At 46.6% G+C, this 25808-nt stretch carries 12 protein-coding genes; 10 read left to right on the top strand and 2 right to left on the bottom strand.

What is annotated here, in order from left to right:
• Positions 1-138 precede the first annotated feature (138 nt).
• Complete coding sequence (gene prsT, locus ACFO4O_RS09970; protein ID WP_382407929.1) at positions 139-2931, bottom strand: XrtA/PEP-CTERM system TPR-repeat protein PrsT; 2793 nt, start codon at positions 2929-2931, stop codon at positions 139-141.
• 225 nt (positions 2932-3156) lie between these two features.
• Here prsT and ACFO4O_RS09975 point away from each other — a divergent pair, with 225 nt between their 5' ends.
• The 10 genes from ACFO4O_RS09975 (at position 3157) to ACFO4O_RS10020 (ending at position 21654) form a co-directional block, all read left to right on the top strand.
• Positions 3157-4899 carry a DEAD/DEAH box helicase gene (locus tag ACFO4O_RS09975; RefSeq protein WP_382407931.1) on the top strand — a complete coding sequence of 581 codons (1743 nt, stop codon included), beginning with the start codon at positions 3157-3159 and terminating at the stop codon, positions 4897-4899.
• Positions 4900-5269: 370 nt separating this feature from the next.
• Positions 5270-5488 carry a hypothetical protein gene (locus ACFO4O_RS09980; protein WP_382407933.1) on the top strand — a complete coding sequence of 73 codons (219 nt, stop codon included), beginning with the start codon at positions 5270-5272 and terminating at the stop codon, positions 5486-5488.
• A complete protein-coding gene (cysG, locus tag ACFO4O_RS09985; protein WP_382407934.1) occupies positions 5485-6885 on the top strand; it encodes a siroheme synthase CysG in 1401 nt (466 codons plus the stop codon). Before ACFO4O_RS09980 ends, cysG begins: the two co-directional genes overlap by 4 nt.
• A gap of 120 nt (positions 6886-7005) precedes the next feature.
• Positions 7006-8118: a hypothetical protein gene (locus tag ACFO4O_RS09990; RefSeq protein ID WP_382407936.1), complete on the top strand. Its 1113-nt coding sequence runs from the start codon at positions 7006-7008 to the stop codon at positions 8116-8118.
• Between the two features lie 95 nt (positions 8119-8213).
• Complete coding sequence (locus tag ACFO4O_RS09995; RefSeq protein WP_382407938.1) at positions 8214-11555, top strand: amidohydrolase family protein; 3342 nt, start codon at positions 8214-8216, stop codon at positions 11553-11555.
• Between the two features lie 175 nt (positions 11556-11730).
• On the top strand, positions 11731-14949 hold the full coding sequence (locus tag ACFO4O_RS10000; protein ID WP_382407940.1) for a S41 family peptidase: 3219 nt from the start codon (positions 11731-11733) through the stop codon (positions 14947-14949).
• A gap of 179 nt (positions 14950-15128) precedes the next feature.
• The gene (locus ACFO4O_RS10005) at positions 15129-17660 is read left to right on the top strand and encodes a putative bifunctional diguanylate cyclase/phosphodiesterase (protein ID WP_382407942.1); all 2532 of its coding nucleotides are present in this window, start codon (positions 15129-15131) and stop codon (positions 17658-17660) included.
• Between the two features lie 258 nt (positions 17661-17918).
• Entirely contained in the window at positions 17919-19178 is a 1260-nt protein-coding gene (locus tag ACFO4O_RS10010; protein ID WP_382407943.1) for an HlyD family secretion protein, read from the top strand.
• Positions 19178-21397 (top strand): peptidase domain-containing ABC transporter, encoded by a 2220-nt coding sequence (locus ACFO4O_RS10015; protein WP_382407945.1) that lies wholly within the window; start codon positions 19178-19180, stop codon positions 21395-21397. Before ACFO4O_RS10010 ends, ACFO4O_RS10015 begins: the two co-directional genes overlap by 1 nt.
• A 35-nt stretch (positions 21398-21432) precedes the next feature.
• Positions 21433-21654 carry a helix-turn-helix domain-containing protein gene (locus ACFO4O_RS10020; protein WP_382407947.1) on the top strand — a complete coding sequence of 74 codons (222 nt, stop codon included), beginning with the start codon at positions 21433-21435 and terminating at the stop codon, positions 21652-21654.
• 47 nt (positions 21655-21701) lie between these two features.
• Here ACFO4O_RS10020 and ACFO4O_RS10025 read toward each other — a convergent pair whose 3' ends face one another.
• A complete protein-coding gene (locus ACFO4O_RS10025) occupies positions 21702-25802 on the bottom strand; it encodes a translocation/assembly module TamB domain-containing protein (protein ID WP_382407949.1) in 4101 nt (1366 codons plus the stop codon).
• Between the last annotated feature and the right edge of the window lie 6 nt (positions 25803-25808).

The following is a 25808-nucleotide window of genomic DNA, read 5'->3' on the forward strand; positions in this document are numbered from 1 at the left end:
CCACTTAAAACGCTAAATCAAAACGACCTGCTGTAGAGCAGGCCGTCGTATTTTCGTAAATTTTACTCTTATTTATATTTCTCTTATTTTATCTGTCTGTTTTTAACTGTCTGTTTTCAAGCAGCTACAACAAATATGCTAAAGATCAAACTGCTGACGCAGAGCATCGATGCGCTCTAGAGATTCCGGCAATACAAAGCTTCTCGCTTCAAGCCGGCGCTTGGCCACAACCGTCGAGCCATTTTTCAATAGTGCTTCAATGTAGTTAAGGATAACCTCTTCGTTCGTTACTTCGTCACTCATGACTTTATTGTAGGCCTCCACCGCGTCTTCAATGTTATTTTGCCTAATTAAGATTTGCGCGTAGGTATCTACCGTTGCAGCATTGTCTGGCTGAAGGTCATACGCGCGCTTTGCAAGGCCAGCCGCCGTATCGAGGTCTCCGTCTTCCATTAGCAAATACGCTAGGTTATTTAGCACAACAAAGCTGTTAGGGGTTTTCTCAAGCATTTCGCTGTAAGTCTTAATCGCCTGTTGGCTATCTTTAGAAATTTGACGCTGTGCCAGCAGAAGTTTTACCCGCATATCATTCGGATTGGCTTGAGAGAATTGCTCCACCAATTGATACGCTGCATCAGCCTGACCTGTCATATCTAATGCCTGCACCAACACAATTAAATTGTCGGTCTTAGGGTTGTCCTCAAACGAAGCGCGCGCATCATCTAAAGCATCAGTGGGTCTCCCTTCAAGCAGCGCGATACGCGCTTTAACACCGCGTAAAAAAGGCAGAGCTTGATATTTATCATCAATGGCATTTACCTTGGTTCTGGCTTGCTCGGCCTCGCCCGCCATGGCGTAAAAATAAGCTTCAAGTAATCTGACCTGCAAATTATCCTTGCGCGCCAAAAACTCAACAATAAGGTCGAGTCCACGCTCGTACTGTCGTTTTGCATCTAAAATCAAAAGCCGTCCAATGACCGCATTTTCTTGTTTAGGAAACAAGTCCATCCAAGTTTCATAGTGTTTTTCGGCCGCATCAGTTTGATTGTCACGCAACAATGCAAACCCTCGCATCGACCAATACTGGCTTGGTGCACCGCGCGTCGCTTCAATTGAGTCTAGTGCCTCAACGGCCAGTTTAGGCTGCTGACTGGCCAGCCCTGCTCTCGCTAGCAAAAGCGCTAATTGTTGATTGCTTTTATCTTTATTAAAAGCCGATTGAATACGCGAAATTGCGTCACTCGCCTGCCCCTTATCCGACTTAATGGCAAACAAACTGGCTAAGGCAACCACATTTTCTGGCTCTTGTGTCAGTAAGGTTTCAGTGAAGGTCAGGGCAGTATCAATATTCTTTTGACGAAGATTGAGTCGTATCTGGGCAACCAATAGGGCCGCATTATTGCTGTCAATCTGACTCGCTTTTTCGAGTATCTGTAAAGCCTTTTCGTAGTTTGCTTGACGTTGATACACCTCCGATTCTAATAAAAACCCTTCAATTGCATTCGGCGCAGACTGCTGCCATTCGAGGGCAAGTGCAAGCGCTTTATCTAATTGGTTGGTGCCCAAGTAGGCAGTTGCGAGAGTCGACTTTGCGGTAACCGACTCTGGCGCTTTGTCGACCGCTTGCTCTAAATTTATAAGCCCCTCAACGTCGTTCACCGATAATTTTAAAATACCAAGGCGGGTGAGATCGTCAGCGGTTTCGCTAATCTTGTCGGCTTGGGCTATGACCTCTTTCGCGGCGTCTATATTACCCTCTTGGATAAGTTCGTAGCCTGCACGCGAGAACAACGACGCATCTTGCGCGCTCAGTTCACCAATACGCGGTAGGATGTTACTCGCATCTGTGCCCATATCTGATTGCAGTTGACTGGCCGCTAAAATGCGCAGCCCAGGGTGTCCATCTGGCAGGGCCGGGGCAACAACGGTTAAATGCATCACCGCTTTTTCAAATTCGCCCAATTGATAGGCGGCAAAACCCGCTACCAAACGCACGCGTGGGTCGGCTTGACCAAACTGAATTGCCTTCACGCTGTAATCTAGTGCGCCCTGAAAATCGCCGTTGGCCGCACGAATAATCCCTTTGAGCTGATTTAACAGGCCATTGGTATCGCTTATTTGCATAAGCTCATCTACATAAACCTCTGCGCGCTCTGTCTCGCCCTGCTGCACCAACATATTAGCCAACGCAAACTTCGATTCGATATCGTCGGTGGCGACTTTCGAATACTCTTCGTAAATTTCAGCGGCTTTTTCTTCTTGACCGTTGAGCATGTATAAACGCGCGGTAAAGCTAAGCACGTCTCGGTTAAGCGGAGCGCGCTCTTGCAGAGCAATAGCTTGCGTCAGGGCGCTTTCGTAATCTTTGTCGAGTATGTCGCGGTGCGCCTCAATCAATCCTTTGTAAACCGAGCTAGATTCAAGCGGAGCCATTTGGTCGATTAATATTCTCGCTTCTGCGTTCTTCTCGAGTTGAATCAGCGATTGTAGCTTACGAAATCCAATTTCCAATCGCTCTACGGTTGTCATGCTTTGTTCATCGTAACTTAAGTCAGCAAGCGCAACATTCGCCCCCGTTCGTTGATACGCCTCCGACAGTAAAGGAATAACCTTGGGCGGTGGATGCCCTAATTCTAGTGCCCGAGAAAGCTCTTTTTCCGCCGATTCGAAATTCTTCTGCTCGATATAGATTTTGCCCAACTCAAAACGCGCTTGGGCTGAGCGTGGATCTTGCTGCACCGCACTTTTTAGCTCAATAATGGCGGCGTTATTGTCACCCTGGTCTACGTAAACCTGAGCCTGCTGAATATGTTCATCTACGGTTTTACCCGAACACGCCATTAAACCAAACAGTAAAACGCCGGCACCAAGTGCCTGTGCAATACGTTTTACGGGTGTCGAACGACGACTTTGGGGATTATTACGCAACATGACAAACTTCCTCTATTCAATCTAATATTGTGCTCGGTAAGCGGGGCGCTTTCGCTAGCATTTCGATTTTCACCGACAATCACGCTATATTTACACATTAAAGCGTCTCTTGTGCAATAAGTTTAATGGTATCTAGACGTGATTTCTAATATAATAATTGATTATCATCTGGCGCACGTATCCTCTCTGCTTAAGCCTCATTCTTGTAATTTATCAGGACAATCTATGACCGACACTGTCGACATCACCTTTAAAGACCTCAATCTGCCGGAAACGCTCTTACAGGCCCTTGAAAAAGTAGGCTACGAAAAACCGTCGCCTATACAGGCCAAAAGTATTCCATTACTGCTAGAAGGCCACGATTTACTCGGCCAAGCACAAACGGGCACAGGTAAAACTGCTGCTTTTGCACTGCCAATGCTGGCCAACATCGACCCCGATGAACTGTTTCCGCAGTTACTTGTGCTTGCTCCTACCAGAGAACTTGCTATTCAGGTAGCAGAAGCGTTTCAAGTGTACGCAAGCTTCTCCAAAAAAATCAAAGTCTTACCAGTATATGGTGGACAATCATACGACAATCAGATTCGCCAGCTAAAACGCGGTGTACAGGTTGTTGTGGGCACGCCTGGTCGAATAATTGACCATATCAAACGTAAAACGCTCAAGCTCGACAGGCTCAAGTTTTTAGTGCTCGACGAAGCAGATGAAATGTTGCGCATGGGCTTTATCGACGATGTTGAGCTTATTTTGTCGCATGCACCGGAAAAACGTCAAACGGCGCTATTTTCGGCCACCATGCCTGATCAAATCAAAAAAATCACTCAGCGTTATCTGAAAAATCCGCAGCATGTAAAAATTACCTCTACGGTTACCACGGCCAACGCTATTCGCCAGCGCTACTGCCAAGTGGCGGGGCACCACAAGCTCGAAGCACTTACCCGTATAATGGAAGTAGAAGAGTTTGACGGCATGATTATTTTTGTGCGCACCAAAACCGCCACCGTAGAGCTTGCTGAAAAACTCAATGCACGCGGCTACGACGTTGAAGCACTTAACGGTGATATTCCGCAAAACCAGCGTGAGCGCACGGTTGATAAACTCAAGCAGGGCAAAATAGACGTACTCGTTGCAACTGATGTTGTAGCCCGCGGCCTAGATGTTGAGCGCGTTAGCCACGTGATTAACTACGATATTCCCTACGATACTGAGTCTTATGTACACCGTATCGGGCGTACCGGTCGCGCAGGACGAACCGGCGACGCGATATTGTTTATCTCTCATCGTGAAAAACGTTTACTCTTTGCGATTGAGAAAACCACTAAGAAGTCGATTGAAAAAATGGACATTCCGTCTATTTCTCAGCTCAATGAGTCTCGTTTGGACAAATTCAAGACCAATGTAATTGAAGCATTAGACGATGAGTCTATCGAATCTTACATGCCGGTAATTGAGTCGATTATGGAAACGTCGGAAGCGTCGCCAGAGCGCGTAATGGCAGCCTTAGCAAAAGTGGCTCAAGGCGACGAGCCACTACTCTTACGCGACGGCGACCGACCTGACCTAAACGCCGCTCCTAGCTTTAAGGAACGCGGTAGAGAGCGTGACACTGGTCGAGGCCCTCGTGCTAAAAACGAACGTGGCGGCGAACGCCCAGCTCGAGGTGAGCGCAAAGCGCCAAGCCGTCCGCGCGGCAAACCCGAAGCAGGTATGCAGCGCTTTAAGATTGAAGTGGGTTATGTACACGGAGCAAAACCTGGCAATATCGTGGGCGCCATTGCAAACGAGGCCAACATTAGCAGCAAGCACATTGGTGCTATTGATATACATGACAACTACTCATTGGTTGACCTGCCAGACGGTATGCCGCCTGAAACTCGTGAAACCTTGACCAAAACTCGTGTTGCGGGGCAACGTTTGAATTTACGACCGTGGAGCGACGAGCCACCCAAGCGTAAAAAAAGCAAATAGGTCTTTTTGGCATAGCCATATCAGCTTGAGCTTAAAACGCCCAGCGCTATCTAAGATAGGCTGGGCGTTTTTGTAGAAGCGCTATAATTAAACGTTATATAAATTCTATTTTTATTACTTCTTATCTTATTTTAAAGATTTACACTTAGCGTATGATGTTTAAGACCGCTGAAGATATTTGAGCATAACAAGGCTGAAGTATTAGCCTTTTGTACTGCAGGCCGCTGCAAAGTAGCTGTCTGTGTGATAGTTGTTTGTACAATGAATGTCTGTGCATATTTGTCTGTGTAATGGTCGTGTATATTGTGGACTTCTGTAGCAGTCTTGCGCGTTCTATATATCAAAATTAGTATCCATAAAAGGAAACCACATGTCAGTTAAATCTAAAGTAAAAGCGCTGTCGTTTTTAATTGCCGGCGAAGTCATGACCGTGTGGTTTTTTTTAAGCGTGTTCAGAGAAAATTTTAGCCAAGCGATCATTGCCTTTACCCTCGGCGCCGCCTGCCTCGCTATTTGGGTTGTTCAGCGTCAGCGAACATTAGCACAAAAAAAGGCTGAGCTTTCTCAGGCAAAGGGCGCTGAGCAGTGAAATATTTCCCGGTTTTTATCGACGCCCAATATACCCAATGTCTTATTGTTGGGGCCGGAGAAGTGGCTGCTCGTAAACTCGAGTTAATTTTAAAAACGCCTGCAAAAATCAGTATCGTATCACCATGGGTGAGTGACACCGTGGCCAAACTCGCGAAAGAGCACAATATACCCATTGAGCATCGTGAATTTGAAGATGGCGATTTAGCGGGCAAAACCTTGGTGTTTGTGGCGACTGATAGAAGCGAAGTAAATCAACATGTACATGACCTAGCGCATAGCCAAGGCAAACTAGTTAACGTAGTCGACAATACACCTCTTTGTAAGTTTATTACGCCATCTATAGTAGACCGCAGTCCCATTATTATTGCGATGAGCAGCGGTGGTGTAGCACCTGTGCTACTGCGCTACATTCGACAAAAATTAGAGTCGGTGTTGCCTCATAAAATTAGCTTGCTGGGCGATTTCTCTGAAAAATTTAGGAATAAAGTTAAGGCGGGGCTGGCTTCAGTTACCGACCGACGTTATTTTTGGGAAGATGTGCTAGACGGTGATATCGGTGAAAATGTACTACAAGGCAATGCGCAGCAGGCAGAAAAGCAGCTAGACATTGCCCTAGAAAAGTACAAAAGCGGTGACAAACCAGCAGGTCAGGTATATTTAGTTGGAGCAGGCCCGGGCGACCCAGATTTGCTTACCTTTCGGGCTTTACGTTTAATGCAAAAAGCCGATGTTGTGGTATACGACCGCTTAGTGTCGCCCGACATTTTAGAGTTGGTGCGCCGCGACGCTGAAAAAATTTACGTGGGCAAAGCAAAAAGCAACCATACCATCCCACAAGAAGAAATAAATGAAATGCTTGCTCGCTTGGCGCTCGAAGGAAACCGCGTTGTGCGTCTCAAGGGCGGCGACCCTTTCATTTTTGGGCGAGGCGGCGAAGAAATACAGACGCTGATTGAGCACGGTGTTGAGTTTCAGGTTGTGCCGGGGATCACCGCCGCGACTGGCGCAGCTAGCTACGCAGGCATTCCTCTCACGCATCGCGACCACGCTCAGTCGGTGACCTTCGCAACAGGACATCTGCGCGACAACAGCATAGATTTAAATTGGCAGGCGCTGGCGCAAGCGCAGCAAACCCTTGTATTTTATATGGGACTGACGGGCCTGCCCATTATCTGCCGAGAGCTTGTAGCTCATGGCCTTGATGCACAAACGCCCATTGCTCTGGTTGAAAATGCGACTCGTGTTAATCAAAACGTAGTGACCGGAACATTAAACGATATTATGGATAATCCGCTTACTGAAAACGTTAAACCCCCAACGCTTATTATTGTGGGGAGCGTAGTGACTTTACATAAGCAGTTAAACTGGTTCAGTGCGCAGCAGGTCGCTAACTAAATAAGCCTAAGGCCTGTTGGTCGTTTCAAATGCTCAACAAAAGACCTTTCTGGCCGATATGCAATATATCGTTTTAGCGCCATCGTCACATTGGGTAAAGCCTTAAGGCCCGAATATCGTATGCACAGAATCTCACCAAACAATGCATCACCAAATACTCACCAGCAGCAAAGCCAGTTACCCACATCATACTCGCCTATTCAAGCAGATACAGAACAAGCACATATAGACCAAGCGCATATAGAACAAATACGTCAATCGGTTTTTATTTCACTTTGCCGCTTGGTGGGCCTTATGCTGCTTATGTTAGTGGCGTTTTTAAGCCTCTATGCAAAAGCTGACCAAACTCACTTTTCAACACACTTTTCACCACAAGTAGAACCCGATTCACTTGCTTTCTCATATCAATGGTCGACGCACGATGGAGACTTTACACTCGAATTTGCCCTGCCCACAGCGGCGCTTGCCCAGATGCCGGCCACGCAATCAACGTTTAGTAATGCCATGATGCAGCGAGAAATCGAAGTTGCCTTGTTAAAATACGCAAAAGCGCTGAATCCGAAAACCGGTAGGGTGAGCATTAAACGCCGCGGTTCAGGTTTAGAATATGGCGTAAAAACACGCTTGCCTGAACAAGGCAAAAAAGTGATGGCTGACCTCAGTCGCTTAAGCGAAACAGCCAGAGCCCAATACCTAAGCCAACATTTTTATACGCCCTACACATCGCCCACAGGGCAAAAGGCCATACAACAAGATCACGCAAAATATGCAGAGCAAAGTGCGCCGCATTTACTGCCGGTGGTTGAGGCCATTAAAGCTATGCAGCAGTCGCCAAATAATCCGCGTGAGTTCATTAATATTGCCCTCAGTTGGATACAAAGCATTCCTTATAATACCCTCGAAAATCGCGCCACATCAAACGGCGCAGGCTTTGTATCGCCCAAAGACCTGCTGATGCAAAATCAAGGCGACTGCGACAGCAAGGCAACTCTCCTTGCAGCGCTAATGCGCGCATACAGCGGCGGCGTTAACCAAAAGATGGTGTTATTACCCAAACATGCGCTGCTAGCCATTGCTATTCACCCTTTGCCAGACGACAAAACGGTATCACAAGATGGTAAAGATTATGTCTTACTCGAGGCCGCCGGCCCCGCCTATTTTGAGGCAGGAGAAGCCGCAGACAGCACGCTTATGGGTATTCGTAACCGTCAGTACATTCTCGATACAATGTAAGCAAATGTAACACTTCCCTCCAAGCACCTTGCGCCTAAAAGCTTTAGCCTTTATTGTAGTCGGCGACGTTTAATCACAATAAATTAACAATAATTATGATAAAAATACGACAGTTATCTCTCTCCATTATGATGGCTTCTTGCCTGAGTGCTGCGCCTGTAGCTTTCGCTCAAAATACCGCTCCCGATGGTGAAAACGCCGAAACAAACTCTCAATATGAACAGTGGGACGTACTCAATCCGCCTATGGCGCTGAAAAGCCTTGCCATTGATACAAATGAAACAACATGGTCGAGTCTTGACATAAGCCCCGACGGCAAACATTTTGTGTTTGATATGCTTGGCGATATTTTTATTGTTGAAGCAGGCGGCGGTAAAGCAAAAGCGCTGACCCAAGACTTTGCATGGAATATACACCCGTCTGTAAGCCCCGACGGCACTAAGATTGCGTTTGTATCTGACCGCGATGGCCTGTCAAACGTGTGGACGATGGATATAAACGGCGAGAACCTTAAGCAAATCACTAGCGAAAAAGACTATCTTATTCATGCGCCAAAATGGTCACCCGACGGGCAGTACATCGTGGTTACCAAAGGCATAATGTCGTCTCGCAGTATTCCAGCCGGCGAAATATGGATGTATCACATCTCCGGCGGCACTGGCATCGCCATCAAAGAGCGCGAAAATGGCAAAGTAGAACAACAAAACATTGCCGACCCTGTCTTTTCGCCTGACGGGCGCTACATATATTACACACACGACATCTCACCGGGCTCGGGCTTTGATTATAATAGAGACCCGCTCAAATCGATATTTGCTATCACGCGCTACGACCGCCAAAGCGGTGAAGAAGAGCGGTTTGTGTCAGGTACTGGCGGCGCTGTTGTACCGACCCCCTCACCCGACGGGAAACATCTCGCTTTTGTCCGCAGAGTCAAAAACAAAACCGCTCTGTTTGTAAAAGACTTAGAAACCGGTATTGAAAAGCCTCTATTTTTAGAGTTAGAACGAGACATGCAAGAAGGCTTTGGCACCGAAGGCTATTTTGCCTATTTTGATTGGACGCCAGATAGCGATGCCATTGTATTTTGGACAGGCGGTAAATTTCATAAACTTACCCTTGCTGACCAATCTCTTGATACGCTTGATGTAAGTGTGAGTACGAATATTCAATACGCTGACGCCTTGCGTTTTGAAGTGGATGTTGCGCCAGATGAGTTTGATGTAAAAGCCATTCGCTGGGCACAAAAATCGCCTGACGGAAAGTCTTTGCTCTTTCAAGCGCTCGGAAAACTTTATGTCAAAGATTTAAAATCGGGCAAAGTTAAGCGCCTGACCAAGCAAAGCGACCATGACGAATACTACCCGCGTTATTCACTAGATGGTAAGCAAATTGTATATACCACTTGGAACGACCAAGACCTCGGCGCAGTGCGCGTGGTCTCAGCAAGAGGCGGCAAAGGCAAGGTAGTCAGCCTAGAGCCAGGGCACTATGTTGAACCGAGCTTTTCCACAGATGGCGAGTTAATTGCCTACCGCAAAGTCACCGGCGGCTATTTACTTGCCCCGCAGTATTCAACAGAGCCAGGGTTATACGTATTAAACCTCGATAATAAAACCGCCACAAGGGTCTCCAAACGGGGAATAGAGCCGCATTTTAGTGCGGGCAATGACCGTGTTTACTTCACCGAATCGGTGTCGGCTGCTTACCCAGAAACTCAGTTTGTTAGCGTTGATTTAAACGGTGAAGACAAACAAGAGCACGTATATGGAGCAGATAAGGTTAGTGAGTATCGCCTCTCGCCCGACAAACAATATTTAGCTTTTGTGCATCAGTACAACACCTACGTGATGCCGTTTACCCAAGTAGGAAAGCGGCTCACCATTGGCCCTGATATGAAGTCGCTGCCGGTTAAGCAGTTATCAGCACGCGCTGGCAACTATATGACATGGCGCGATAACAACACAACGGTTGGATGGTCGCACGGACCTCGCTATTTTGAGCGTAGCCTGAATGAAGCCTTCAGCTTTTTAAACGAAGACGCTCAAGAGTCACTGCCGGAGCCTGTGACTGATGGCGTGGACTTGTCGTTTAAGCAGCGCTTTGATGCGCCCAGTCAGGTTACGGTACTCAGCGGCGGTAAGCTTGTGACTATGCGCGACGCCGACAACATCCAAGAAGTGATTGAGGATGGCGTTGTGGTGATTAGCGGCAATCGCATTACTGGCGTGGGTAAAAAAGGCGACGTGAGCATTCCTGACGACGCCTTGGTAATTGATACCACCGGCAAAACAATTATTCCTGGCTTGATCGATGCGCACGCACATGGACCACAGGGCAGCAATGAAATAATTCCACAGCAAAACTGGGATCAATATTCAAACCTTGCCTTTGGCGTAACGACTATTCATGACCCATCTAATGACACTACCGAAATCATGGCGGCAGCCGAGCTACAGCGAGCCGGTAAAATAGTAGCACCGCGCATTTATTCAACTGGCACCATATTATATGGCGCAGAAGCGCTCGGTTATAAAGCTATCATTAACGATTACGACGACGCTTTTTACCATGTACAGCGTTTAAAAGACTTAGGCGCGATTTCGGTAAAAAGTTACAACCAACCCCGTAGAGATCAACGACAGCAAGTACTAGTTGCAGCCGACAAGCAGCAAATGATGGTTGTCCCTGAGGGCGGTGGCAAATTTCAACAAAACATTTCTATGTTGGTCGACGGTCATACTGGCTTAGAACACAGTCTGCCTATTGAACGCGGTTATGACGATTTAACGCAGCTTTGGAAGGCGACTGAATTTGGGTATACGCCCACTTTTGTAGTGGCTTACGGCGGTTTGATGGGTGAGGAATATTTTTACGATCGCACGGAAGTCTGGAAAAATGAGCGTTTAATGCGCTACGTACCGCACTTTTTAGTTGATGCTCGCTCCATTCGTCGCCCCACCGCGCCCGATAATCAATACAACCATGTGGAAGTTGCCAAGTATGCCAAGCATCTGCGCGACAGAGGCGTTAGAGTGATGATTGGCGCACACGGTCAGCGTGAGGGTTTAGGCTCACATTGGGAGCTGTGGATTATGCACCAAGGCGGCTTTACTCCGTGGGAAGCCATTCGCGGCGGCACAATTGACGGCGCCATTCATCTAGGAATGGATAAAGACATCGGCAGCATAGAAGTGGGTAAACTTGCTGATATGGCGATTATCGACGGTGATGTGTTAAACGATATTAAGCGCAGCGAATATGTGACTCACACTGTGATTAACGGCCGCGTGTTTGATACCACCACAATGAACGAGGTAGGCAGTAAAAAAACGCGTCAGCCTTTCTTCTTTGAAAACAATAATGCTTTGTTTATGCCCGAAGAAACACGCGCTCAAATGGAAGAAAAAGCGCAGCGATATCACTGGGTGCATTAATGTTTAAAACGTGTGCAAGCCCTAAGCATCTAGTGAGGCGGCTCAATTAACAGCGTACAAATTAAACGCTATTCATTTTGATGTGAATAGCGTTTTTTTGCGTATAAGTGCCCTATACGGACCAAGACGTCCTATCAATATGTAAACCAATAAAATTAAAACGACAGGTTATCTTATGAAATCACTTGCCATAGGCCTTCTGCTTGCAGCCTCGAGCGCAGCGCTGGCCTCCCCTCTTATATTACAACCGGAACTTAGCCCTAAAGGCGACGCCATCGCTTTTTCTTATCAGGGCGATATATGGACCGTAAATGCCGACGGCGGTCGCGCAAACCGACTGACCATTCATGAAGGTTATGAAAGCCGACCGGTCTGGTCAAAAGACGCTAGCACGCTAGCGTTTAGCAGCGACCGGTTTGGCAATGATGATGTATTTGTCATGCCTAAAGACGGTGGTACCCCAAAGCGCCTGAGCTATCATTCTGCAAACGACCGAGTTATCAGTTTTACCCACAACAATGAGGTGTTATTTAACAGTCGGCGTACCTATGCTCAAGTGGAACGAGAGTGGGAAGTATTAAGCGTTAGCACTAGCGGCAATCAAACCGAGTCGCGCTTCATGGATGCCTTAGGTTTTGATGCTGTGGTGTCGCCCGACGGCAGTAAAATTGCCTTTGTGCGCGGTACTTGCCGCATATCTCGAGAAGCCTACCGCGGACCTGCTAATCGTGATATTTGGATATATGACATAGAAAAAGACAGCTACAAACAGCTAACTACCTTTAATGGTAATGACTTTATGCCCAAGTGGGAGAGCAACGACAGCCTTTATTTTATCTCTGCTCGCTCTGGCAAATACAACGTCCACAAGGCTGATTTGAATGGAGACATTGATCAGGTCACCATACAAAGCGATTTTGGCGTAAATCACTTTAGTATTAACTCAGACGCATCAAAATTGGTGTATCAAGCCGGCGATAGCGTGTTTTCATTTGACCCGACAACGCAAAATAAAAAACCGCTTAATATTGACGTTAACAGCGATTTTAGGTTTGACCCCGTGGTTGCTAAAACCATGACGAACAAGGTCGATGAATATGCCGTTTCGCCCAACGGCAAGCTGAGCGCGTACGTTATTCGAGGCGACATTTATGTTACTCGCAACGACAAGGAAGATAAACGCAGTGTGGCTCTATCTACAGGCCCAGCACGTGACCGCGATATTGCTTGGTTAAACGATGACTCACTGGTGTTTGTATCTGACCGCGAGGGGCAAAACGATCTTTATTTATTGCGCTCTGGCGATAGCAAACAAGCTAACTTATTTGCTTCGCTCAAACATGACGTTGTGCGTATAAGCGACACCCCCGAAGAAGAATTTGATCCGGTCATATCGCCTGATGGCAAAAAAATTGCCTATCGCCAAGACAGGGGCATGTTAGTTAGCGCAGACATTACTGAACAAGGTAGTTTGAGTAATCAGGTGACCTTATTAGATGGTTGGGATATTCCTTCAAAAGTGTCTTGGTCGCCCGACAGCGTCTGGCTTGCTTACTCTCTGCAAGATTTAAATTTTAATGAAGAGGTCTACATTCACGCTGCGGATAATTCTCGCAAGCCGGTAAATGTTAGCATGCACCCCAAATACGATAGCAATCCAGTTTGGAGCCCTGATGGGTCGAAATTGGGCTTTGTGTCAATGCGTAACAACGGCGACTTTGACGTATGGTTTGCCTGGCTGAAAAAGGAAGACTGGCAGCGCTCAAAAGAAGAGTGGCGACGCATTGAGCTTGACGATGACAAGCCAAAAAACAAAAAATCTGATGACGAAAACAAAAGTGATAAAAACGAAGACTCACCAGACACAAAAGAGGAGCAGATAGCCGCCATTGAAATTGACTTTGACGGCATTTATCAGCGCCTAGAACAAGTCACCTCTTTTACTGGGAATGAAACACAAATGCTCTTTAGTAAAGACGGTGAGCATGTTTACTACACCACCGGCGGCGCTGGACGACAAAACTTCAAGGTTGAGCGCAATCTTTATAAGATTAAGTGGGACGGTGAAGACAAAAAGACCCTGATTGGTAAAGATAAACAACCCGGTCAGTTAGCGCTAGATGAAAGCGGCAAGCACCTGTTTACCTTACTAGATAGTGGTCAGATTAATCGCATCGACACTAAAAATGACAAGGTCGAAGCCCTTAATGTTAGTTCTCGGATGAATATCAACTATGCCCAAGAGCGCGCGCAAATATTCGATGAGGGCTGGCGGGCGCTAAATGCTGGTTTTTACGATCCTCAATTTCATGGTCGTGACTGGCAGGCATTGCGTGATAAATATCGTCCGATTGCACTGAAAGCCTCAACAAAAGAAGATTTCCAGTACATTTTTAATTTGATGCTAGGACAGCTTAATGCCAGTCATATGGGCATGGCACGAGGCGAAAACCAAAAGCAAACACAATCGCAAAAAACCGGCTTATTGGGCATTGAAGGACAACAGCACAGTAACGGCTTTGAGGTGCTGTCGGTGCTGGCGCAAAGCCCAGCTGATAGAGTGGAAAGCACGCTTAAAGAAGGCGATGTGATTGTGGCGGTAAATCAGCAAAGCACCGTGAATACAAATTTCTACAGCCTGCTTAGCGATTCGATTAACACGCCGGTATTGCTCAATGTTAAGCGCGATAATAAGGATATAGAGTTGGTCATTTGGCCCACCGCATCGTTAAGCAGTGAACTCTACGACGACTGGGTCAATGAGCGCAGACGCATGACCGACAAACTATCAAAGGGCAGGCTTGGGTATTTGCATATACGCGGCATGAACTGGAGCAGTTTTGAACGCTTTGAGCGAGAGCTCATGGCGGCAGGTTATGGTAAAGACGGCATTGTCATTGACGTTAGATATAACGGCGGTGGCTGGACAACCGACTACCTAATGACGGTGCTAAGCGTTAAGCAGCACGCCTATACTATTCCGCGCGGCGCTACCGATGACATTGTTAAACACCACAGTAAGTTTAAACACACCTATCCCTTTGCCGAACGCTTACCGCTATCGGCTTGGACCAAGCCGTCGATTGCCATGAGCAACGAAAATAGCTATTCAAATGCTGAGATTTTCTCACATGCATATAAAGCACTAGGCATTGGTAAACTTGTAGGTCGGCCCACTTTCGGCGCGGTGATCAGTACCGGAGGCTACGGCTTGGTAGATGGCTCATTTGTGCGAATGCCCTTCAGAGGATGGTGGGTAAAAGAAACCGGTGAGAATATGGAGCGCGTGCCGGCAACACCCGATATCGAAGTATTCAATCCACCGGCTTATAAAGCCAAGGGTGTCGACCCTCAATTAGAAAGAGCGGTAAAGGAATTACTTAAAGACATTTAACTCTTTTCAACAACAATCAAACCGCCCATGCCTGGGCGGTTTGCTAATCATTGCTAAGCAATCCTTCATGTTGTGCCTTAAATAGCATCATTGACCCTAGATTAAACATATTGCGCTAGCAGCCGTTAACGTCTTTATGTTGTGTTCTCTTTCAACCGTTCTGACTTAAGCAGAAGGCTATGCTGACAAGCGAAATTATATCGTTTTATTTTTCTGCCTCCATTGGCATCAACGCGCTGTGCGCGGCTGTGTTGCTGTCGTCAGGCCTTAAAGAACAAAGAGGGCTATTCAAAGCACTGTTTTTTACCTGCCTTATTTCAATTGCTAGCCAATACGCTACTTGGCAGTATCACAGTGCCATCGACTTGGCATCAGCGCTGTATTGGCTGCGTATGCAAACCTCGCTTGTTATCTTGGGATTACCCACCTTTTGCATGGCCTTTGTTATTTGGAGCAGGCAAAAAATACCAAATTGGGCAACTTGGCTTCTTTGGCTGGTGGGCATTGGTTTTTGCATTTTTAATATGCTGGCTGAACATACTTTAAGGTTTTCGGGTGACGTCGAACTGATTCGTTACACTTTATTTAACGGCGAGCAAGCGTCGCGCCTTATTGGCTCACGTTCATTGGGCATTCAATTCTACTTAATCTACGGCATCGCGGTTTTGTTAGTGCTGGTGGGTTTGTCTGCCAAACTGCTGCGCGTCAAACGCTATACGCTAGGCGCTTTGCTCATTAGCATTTTGCTTTTACAGCTTATTACCGCGCTCATGAGTGCAAAGATTGACAACGGCGAACTCAATATGATTTACCTAGGCGGACTGCCCTTTACGGTGTTAAATTTTGTTGCATGCATTAGCATATCGGCATCTTTAAATCGCAAGAGTAAATCGCTCAGACAAGAAATTGACGCGCGTGGCAATTTAGAGATGGTGCTCTCGGGCATAGCAAAAGGTGCTCTGAGTAAGCATGGAACCGAGTTTTTTGCGCAAATGATGAAAGAATTGCAAAAGCTAAGCGGATGCAAAGTGGCGTATATTTCACTGTTTAACGAGCATGATGCATACATTACGACCACCGTTGTCATGCATGAAAACCGCATGCTTGATAACTACACCTATCGATTGTCGGATGTCCCGCAAGAACTCGTTTCTACCGACAAATGCTTACTTCTTCACGACGATTTTGCCGCAAAATACCCGCAAATAGAATATTTTAAAATGGCAAAGGCGAAAAGCTATTTAAATGCGCCCATGACCGACAAAAACGGCAAACCAATGGGCAATATTGTGATGTTGTTCGACCAAAAGGTCAGCGACGAACTTACCCTGCTACAAACAATGGATATATTCAGGTCTCGCGCGGCCGCTGAAATTCAGCGCAATATGTTGGAAAGCCAGCTTCATAAAATGGCCTACTTTGACTACCAAACGCAACTGCCCAACATCACCAAGCTACATGAAAAAATAGCAGCAGCATTTGACGCTAGCACCCAAAGCGATAATCAGTCTATTTTAATCGTTTTTGACCTCAATCATTTTAATGAAATTAACCAAGATTATGGCTTTGAAGCGGCTGAGGCCTGTATACGAGAATTGGGAAATCGCCTGTCGAGCTATGCTAATAAAGATATCTTTATTGCGCGTTCAGGCGGTGATGAATTTTCGGTCTTAATTGAAGAAGTCGCCATGCTAGCCGACGGCATCGCTCGGCTACATTGGGATGCCATAAGAGCAAAAGTAGAGCAGGAGTTTTGTGTTGAAGGTAGAGTCATTAAGCTTTCAGCCTCTGCTGGAGCCGTTATTTTTCCGGAACAAATCAACAAAGCACATGAAGTAAAACGTTGCGCCGAAATCGCGTTGGCAAAAGCAAAGCACAGCAGAGGCGATACGCTTGAGGTGTTTGATGTGACGCTCCTTGAGGAAAACAATCGCAAGCGCGCCATTGAGTCTCTACTACACCAGGCAATTGAACAAGACAAAGAACTCTTTCCTGTCTATCAACCTAAAGTCGATGCCCAAGGCCGGCTGATTGGCGCAGAAGTTTTATGTCGCTGGATAAGCGCAGAAGTGGGCTTTGTGCCGCCCGACGAATTTATCGCTATGGCAGAAAACAGTGGCTCAATAAACAAGTTGGGGTTTTGGATGGTGCGAAAAGTATGTGAGCATCTGCACGACTGGCAAAAACGAGGACTCACTATACCCAGTCGGGTCGCAATCAATGTAAGCGCTGTACAACTGGTACAAAAAGACTTTGTAGAGGACTTTATCGCAATCTTAGACCACTACGAAATTTCGCCTGCTCAGGTTGAAATTGAGCTTACCGAATCAGGCCTTTTAACCAATATTGATGGCTGTATTGAAAAGCTAAATGCGCTTCGTGAAACAGGGTTGACTATCGCCCTTGACGATTTCGGCACCGGCTACTCATCGCTTTCATACTTAAAAGACCTACCTCTTGACGTATTAAAAATCGACCGCTCATTTGTTAACGTCATTGAAGAGAAAAAGGCCAGTGAGCTGGCTCGCTCAATCATAACCATCGCTCATCATATGTCTTTAGACGTGGTTGCCGAGGGCGTTGAAGAGCCTAGCCAAGTAAACACACTTGCACACATGGGTTGCGCTATCTTCCAGGGCTATCATTTTGCAAAACCTATGAAGGCAGATGAGTTTTATCAGTGGGCCATAGATAATGCAAAGCCTTGTTGATTTGATTTTAGGTACTACAGCTTAGGTTGAGCTCTTTTAAAAAAGACATCACAATGAAGAGATGTCTTTTTTATACCCACCGCACTTTTTTAGCTCCCCTTTCCCTTGAGTCTTTGTTGCATCAACGCCGCTATATTAATCGTAATGTACTATTCCCCTGTCCCAAAATGACGACGGCTTGACTCAATTGTGACTGCTGCCTGTTTGGCTTGGCTCTAATCTGGGCACTCATCAATTCGCTACAGAGACAAACAAAGCATGCAACAAGACAGCAGTTTATATCGACAAGAAGCGTGGCAGGCGCTCACCTTGCAGCAGCACGGCAGAGCACTTTTATTGCCAAGCTTCAATGCTTGGCTAATTAGTCTGGCATTAATTGCATGGGTAATATTTGCGCTATTTGTGCTCAATACCCATTCATTTAAAGAAAAAGCCACGGTAAGCGGATACCTTAGCCACGCAGTTCCGAGCCTATCGGTTGTCCCAAAAGAGGGGCTTGGCCTAATCACGCAGGTGCATGTAAAAAATGGCCAACATGTTGAAAAAGGTGAGCGCTTACTGACGATTCAACGTCCGAATAAAATAGTCACCGACACCTCTTTGGTGCAGTCACAGCTCAATACACTGAACCGACATCTCGCGGTATTAGAAGACGCAAAAGCCCAAAGCCTTGAGCAAATTCAACAAGAGCAGCAGTTTGTTGCGCAAGAACTCTTGCTTAACGAGCGACAGGCGGCGTCATTGCATACACAAGTGCAGTTTATTAGTCAGCGCATTGCGATGAGTGAGCAGCATCTTAAAAAGCTGCAAGTACTTGTTGATAGCAAAAGCCTTAGCCAAGATGCGTTTGATAATGCTGCACATTCACTGCTTGGTCTTCGTCAGCAGGCATCAGCTTTAGATCAGCAGCTCACCGATAACGCTATTCGTACCATTCAGCTTAGCGCCCAGCAGGCACGTCTGGTAGAACAAAAAACGCAGCAGGGTCTTGAAACTCAGCTAACTCAACTGCCCATTGTGCGCCAAGTTGACGAGCTCAATACCCAGCACGCTTATACCCTGTACGCAGCGCGCTCTGGCATCGTGAGCAACTTACATGCGCAAGTAGGAGATGACATTTCAGGTTTTCCTGTATTAATGAAGCTGTCTCAAACCAAAGACTCGTTAAAACTGCACCTCGCTGTGCCCACATCGGCGGCAGGCTTTTTAAAAACTCAGCAGCCCATTCGTGTACGCCTCGATGCTTTTGCTCATCAAAAGTACGGCACGCTGAGCGCTACTATCACCCAAATTGCCAGCAGTATCACTTTGCCGAATGAAAGTAAGGCGCATGCAATTAGTGTTCAGCAGCCTGTATTCATGGTCGAGGCGGGGCTCGCACAGAGCCATATTATCGCAAAAGGCGAAGCCATTAGCCTCAAGGAAGGCATGACGGTGCAGGCCGACGTTATTTTGTCTGAGCGCACACTCATGCAATGGCTTTTGTCTCCTCTGTATAGTTTAAAAGGAAGTATCTAATGCACACGCAAAGCGCCCAGCACACCCATTTATTCGAAAAACTCTCACTACGCACCTTTAAACGTTTACGGCTTGTGATGCAAAACGAGGCAAACGAATGCGGCATGGCTTGTCTCACCATGATTGCGAACTATCACGGCAATGGCATTAGCCTGTCTAAGCTACGTTTGGACTTAAATAACGATGGCCAAGGAGTGAACCTCAAAACAATCATAGAGCAGGCCGCGCGCATTGGTATGTCTTCGCGCGCATTAAAAGTCCCCCTTGAAGAGCTAAATCAGCTACAAACGCCGGCGATTTTACATTGGAATTTTTCGCATTTTGTTGTGCTAAAAAAAATGACCTCAAAAGGCGCTTATATTGCCGACCCAGCGCTGGGCATGCGCTTTATCAACATGCAGGAACTCAGCCAAAGTTTTACCGGCGTAGCGCTTGAGCTCATGCCTAATCAGGATTTCACTCAGGTAAAAGCCGACGTTGGGCTGCGTTTACGCGATTTTGCTAAAAACGCTGTGGGCATAAAGCGCCAGCTTTTACTTTTATTAGGCTTGTCTTTAATGCTGCAGCTTTTCGCCATTGTTAGCCCCTTTTACATGCAAACCGTGGTAGATGAGGTGCTTATAAAAGCCGACGAAGCCCTGCTAACCGCCCTAGCGATTGGGTTTGCACTGGTGCTGTGTATCGACACCGCCACGCAATTTTTGCGCGAGCGCTTAATGCTTGTATTTTCCATGCGCTTTAGTTTGTTTCTATCGTCGAGCGTATTTTCGCACTTACTTTCGCTGCCTATTCCCTATTTCATTCGCCGGCACATGGGCGATATTGTAAGCCGTTTTGATTCAGTGCAGCATATCCGAGAATTGATCACCTCAGGCATTATCACCGCCATAATCGACGGCCTCATGGCCCTGATCACCCTAGCTGTTATGCTCGCATATTCTGTAAAGCTTACCCTCGTAGTGATAGCTCTTGTGCTTGCCTACAGTCTGCTTCGTTGGATATTTTTTTACCCGGTTCGGCGTTTAAATAACGAAACGCTGCACGCAGAAGCAGAGCAGCAAAGCTATTTTATGCAAAGTGTGCGCGCCATTCGTACGCTCAAGCTCAGCAATTCAACCGTGTCATCGCATGCTAAATGGCTCGATAAACTCAGCATTGCAATGAACAAACGCATTGCCCAAGCAAAGTGGAATATACGGTTTACCACCATCAATAAAGTCTTATTTGGTATCGAAAATCTCGTTGTGGTGTATCTAGCAGCTCTTTTGGTGCTAGAACAAAGTATGAGTGTGGGAATGCTCTTTGCCTTTGTGAGTTATAAAACCCGCTTTGTAGACGCCATGAGCAGTCTAATTGGAAAATGGATTGAATTTAAGATGTTGAGTGTGCATTTGAATCGGGTGGCTGACATATTGCTCAGCGCGCCCGAGCAAAGCAATGTGCTTGCAGGGCGACAGAACATGCAAATTACCCATACGGCAAAGCAAGTGTCGGCGCACTTTGAGCAGGCTCACAGCGCGCCTGAGTTACCGCAAAATGTCGGTTCACGCGCTCACGTCAGCGTTAACAATCTCGCGTTTAGTTATGGTGACGATATGCCCGCTATATTCGAGAATGTAAGTTTTGAATTAGCACATGGGCAGAGCCTAGCCATTGTTGGGCAAAGTGGCTGCGGTAAATCTACCTTACTCAACTGCTTGCTAGGTTTACTTAAACCACTTAACGGCGAAATCATCATTGATGGGCAGATACTTACCCCAGACAATCGCAGCGCGCATCACATTGGCGCAGTATTGCAAGACGACCAGTTGTTAACCGGCAGCGTGCTAGAAAACATCAGTCAGTTTGATGAACAACTGGATTTGGAGCGCGCAGTACGCTGTGCGCACATCGCATGCATTCACGAGGATATCATGGGCATGACGATGCAGTATCAAAGCACCATCGGCGACATGGGAGACAGCCTAAGTGGTGGTCAAAAGCAGCGCTTGCTTATTGCCAGAGCGCTCTATCAACAGCCCAAAATACTTTTGCTCGACGAGGCGAGCAGCCATTTAGACGGCGAAACTGAGAAACGCCTTAACGAGCACTTAAAACACCTCGATATTACCAAAATTATGATTGCGCATCGTCAAGAAACCATTGCCAGTGCGCAGCATATTATCAAGCTGACAAAGAGCGGGATTGAACACATCAATCAGCCGCAGTTAATCAGCTAACCCACCCTCAATATATGACACATAAGGAGATATTTATGTCATTTTTTTACCACAGTGAAGTTCTATCTAAACGTGAAAAGCAAATCGCAGAGAAAATCTTGGAAGGCTTGCCAAACAAGGTCATTGGCGCCGAGCTTTTTATTAGCGAGCGTACGGTCAAGTTCCATTGCCATAATATCTATCGTAAGTTAGATATTCGCAGCCGTCATGCCTTAGTGGCAAAATATTACAGAGACATGGCGGGTAGTTTTGCCTGACTTATCTATTGCCAACGCTAGCCACCTTGTCACAATTAGCAAGGTGGCTAATCTATCTCGCCTCTGGACACTTGGTAAAAAATATCCACCGCACTATTTAGCCCGCTTTTTGCCTGAATAAACAGCTGAGGCATGATTTGATATTTTAAAATCACTTCACTTGCCTGATCGAATACACCAATACCATAAGTAACTTGTATATCTTCGGCTATCCTGCCGGTAATTTGCACCTGTGAGCTGTCTCCCGCGCCCGCGGTTTGAATGTTCAAGGAGTCAAACCCCAATGCATTTCCTATTTGACCAAGGCCACTGTCGCTGCGTCTAACACCAAAACCTACCAGTGCGTTTATAAGCGCCGCGTCGGAACTACTCGAACTGCCGCTGCTATTAAGGCTCAAATCTCGGCCCTGCAGTAAATAAGATAGCTGTTTTGCTTGGCTCATCGGTGGGTCTGAGAAAAGCTCAACTCGCGGTACGATTGGATTGCCCGTGACGTGGAGGCCCGCAATCACATCCCCTTCGGTATTTAACGGGTTTCGGATGGCGCGAATATTAAACTGCGGCAAACTCGGTTCGCCGTTAAAAAAGATTTTTCCCGACTGTACAACCAGCATTTGACCATAAGCCTCGTAACTTCCATCGAGCACGTTTACCTGGCCATTTAAACTCGTACGCATGGGCTGTAACGAGCCATCACTTCTGCGTTTTTGCTCAACTTTTAAATCTAAGTCGCCCGACAAGCTGGCCTTTAAATCTAGCGCATCTATGCCTACAAAGCCCCACTTTGCCTCGTCTATCAGAATATTCAGGTCAATGTCTAAGGCTAGCGGAACAAGTGGCTGCGGCTGTTTTTTGCCAATAATGATGGTGTCGGAAGAAGGCGTTCGTGCGTTTTCAGGCAGCTCTTCTACTTTTATCTCAGCGCTTGGGATATTGATGTTGCCCTTCACCATCAAATCGTTTGGCGACATCAAAAACTCAAGAGAAGGCGAAATTTGCGCTTTGCTGTCTTGCAATGCGAACTGCATATTTTCACCGTTAATTTGCCCTGCAACACTAAAAGGCTGCGCAAAGTTTACCTGCGCCTGATAGCTACCAGGACCTTTACCCAGCGAAAACCCGCCGCTCATATCTGCAGTTTGCCCATCAAAGCGCATCTCATGGTGAAAATCGGTCAGCGGATAAGTATAAGCATCAACAATGAGTTCACCCGATGTCACGCTAAGCTCACCGCTTAATTGAGGGTCGTTGAGCTCACCGTTAAATGCGATATCTGCGTTAACCATCCCCTCAATGCTCTTTGTGCTCGGGATAAAACGCTGCAATAAACTTAAATCAAAGCTGTCTATTCGCAATCTTCCTTCATGGAACCGACTCTCTGGCTCAAGCCCTATGGTTGACTGAAGCCCCAATGTACCCGTTGATTGAGTACCGGCAAACATAGCGCTGGTCAGCGCATTATTTTTGAGTGTTAAGTTAGCCACAATCGCGGTAAGTTCTAGCATATGTTGGCTGGTTTCGATTTCGCCGCCCACAATAGTATTGTTGGCGCTAATATCCATTCCCGAGTTTGCAGCAAAGCTTGCAGAAACTGCACTTGTTAAGGGTAAACGTGTATCAGGCAGAATCACATCAGGCGCATAGTGACGAGCCGCATAAGCAACATCATAATTTATCTCGGCCTGAGCCGTTGCACCGTCATTCGTATACGCCAAATCACTTAAACAAATCTTATTGTTTTCGCGAGTGCTGCGCCAACAATGCTCGCTCGCACTGTAATTATTCAGCCCCACATCGGCTACAAGCAACACGGTGTCGTTTAATGTGAAGCGTTCAAATGGCAGAACTATCTCGCCCTCTTGCCATTTTCCGCGCCAGCGCGTCGTGTCTTCGTTCATCACAAGCGTACCGCTAAAGACCTGTGATGTTGAAATATCTTTGCTCGCAAGTGAAATTGCCGCATTGTGCTTGTCTTGATTACCCTGCACCCTAATATTAATGTTATCGATAACTTGCTTACCCACAGCAAGCTCAGATACGTTGATGTCGATATCACTTAAGAAATTCTCACTGGCATCTATCTTTGCCTTTAGATTTGCCTGCTCAAGACCAAAATCAGGTGATGAAAGCGCTGATGCCACTGCCTGCATATCAATAATGGGGGCACCTATACTGCCGTTGACAGTTCCCTCAAGCTGAGCACTTCCGCTCATCTGCGTTAGAAAACTTGATACATTTGCTACATCAGCATTAAATGACAGCGCGGTTTGAGTAGCCATCACCTGCTCTGCATCCATGTTTACGTAGTCGGTAGAAACAAACTGCAGTGAGCCCTTGGCATTTAAAATATTGTGCGCAGCCGTTTTATTGGCTTTATCCATCTGCTTGAGCGTTAAAGTATTAATATTGAGCTCACCTTGCTTAGACAAGGTAATATCGCAGCCTATGGCAAGCGCAAAACCTAATGCCGCGCCTTCAATATTTTTGCACTGCACAGCCCCTTGCATCCATTGCTCGGTAAAGGTGTGCGATAACACAAACTCACCATTGATTTGGCTTGTCATATCGGGTTTGAACACACCTAAATTCAGGTCATTGAGCGTAAGATTTAAAGACGACACCAAGGCAAGCGGCAGCGTACTCGATGTTTTATCCATGCTGTTGAGCGCGCCTAAACGAGAACTCCCCGAGAGGCGAACATCGCCAAGGACGCCACTGGTTTCAAATTTCTCAATGTTAATTGACGCCGAGGCCGGTGAAAGACCTGCGCTTAAACTCACGTCTGACAGTCCAGATTGCTCCGCCATCTCGCTTTGAAGCTGAGTATTTAAGGTAACGTTATAGTTTGACCAATCCCCAGAAACAGACGCAGTAGCGCTGGGTACATCAAATTCAAAAGGCGCCAGTAAAAACGCTTTTGCCGGGGCAATGTTATTAATGCTTAAGGCCAAATTAATGGGCAAATTCGTCTGTTGATACTGCCAAGCCACATCAGCACTGAGCATAGGAAGTGCGCTAGAGGCGCCGCTCTGTGTAAGTGTAATATTAGTATTGTCTAGTTGGCCTTTAAGGTGCAGCTTTAGCGTACGCTCTTTTGCATCATTTGTATTTTGCAAAAGCACTAACTCAATATCATGTGCGAAATTTTGCGCTAAATTCACGCTCGCATCAGCGTTTAGGCGCCTAGCCAAAAGCCCATTTTCATTAAACAGCTCTTGTGCATTTATTTGCAGCTTAGTTTTTAGCAGTTGTTCCTCAATAGAGAGGTTCAACCCACTTAGCGTTAAGCATTGACTGGCATTTGGGCTTACAGAACTGCTTGCAGCGCTGGCATCTACCTCCCAGCACATACGTTTTATCGCACCCTGCTTTAATGATGCATTTACCGGAATAAATACCTCAGGAATGCTTATGTCGGGGGCACGCTTGAGCATTTGCTGAATATTGTTTAGTGAAATTGCAGGTTGCGCTTGTGCGGCGCTTGATGCAGGGTCAAGCGGTGCAGACTGATAAAACAGTACATCATCAACATTGAGTTTACCTACTGAAAAATGCTGAAACAGACTTATATCATTTACGGTGAGCTTGTGTACGCTGAGCAATGGATGCGCGCTGTCAGCCTGCTTGTTCTGTACCTGTCGGCTCACAGAAAGCGGGCGCACAGACAGCTCAAATTTTGTAACACTGAGCTCTTTTATGTCTATTGGAATAGGAAGAGTGATGTAATCGTCAGACGACTCAGATGGACTCCCCTCATTGCCTTGCGGAAGAATAACAGCGATGCTTCGGGCTCTTAAATGCGAGAGGCAAGCGGCCATATCCCAAAGGCAAGCTAGGGTGATATCCATCTCAACATCGCGCAATCGAGCACTAACCGAATCCTCTAAATCAACATCGATACGCTCAATATAAAGCTCAGAATATAAACTACCGGTGAGCTTACCGATGTGGATACCTTCGGTTTTATTGGCAAAATGCGTCAGTATATTTAGGCCAGCATTACTGCCAATGGATAATACCGCTATTAAGGCCACAGCACATAGGCCCAAAAAACCGTAGGCGAAGTACTTGCTGATGCTGATACTCATGGTTTTAGCGCTCATGCTTTCGCTTCCTGAACTGCCAAAAGCTGCGTTTTTGATGTCCATGCCTTA

This window comes from Glaciecola siphonariae, assembly GCF_042652645.1.
GTDB classification, from domain to species: Bacteria; Pseudomonadota; Gammaproteobacteria; order Enterobacterales; family Alteromonadaceae; genus Glaciecola; species Glaciecola siphonariae.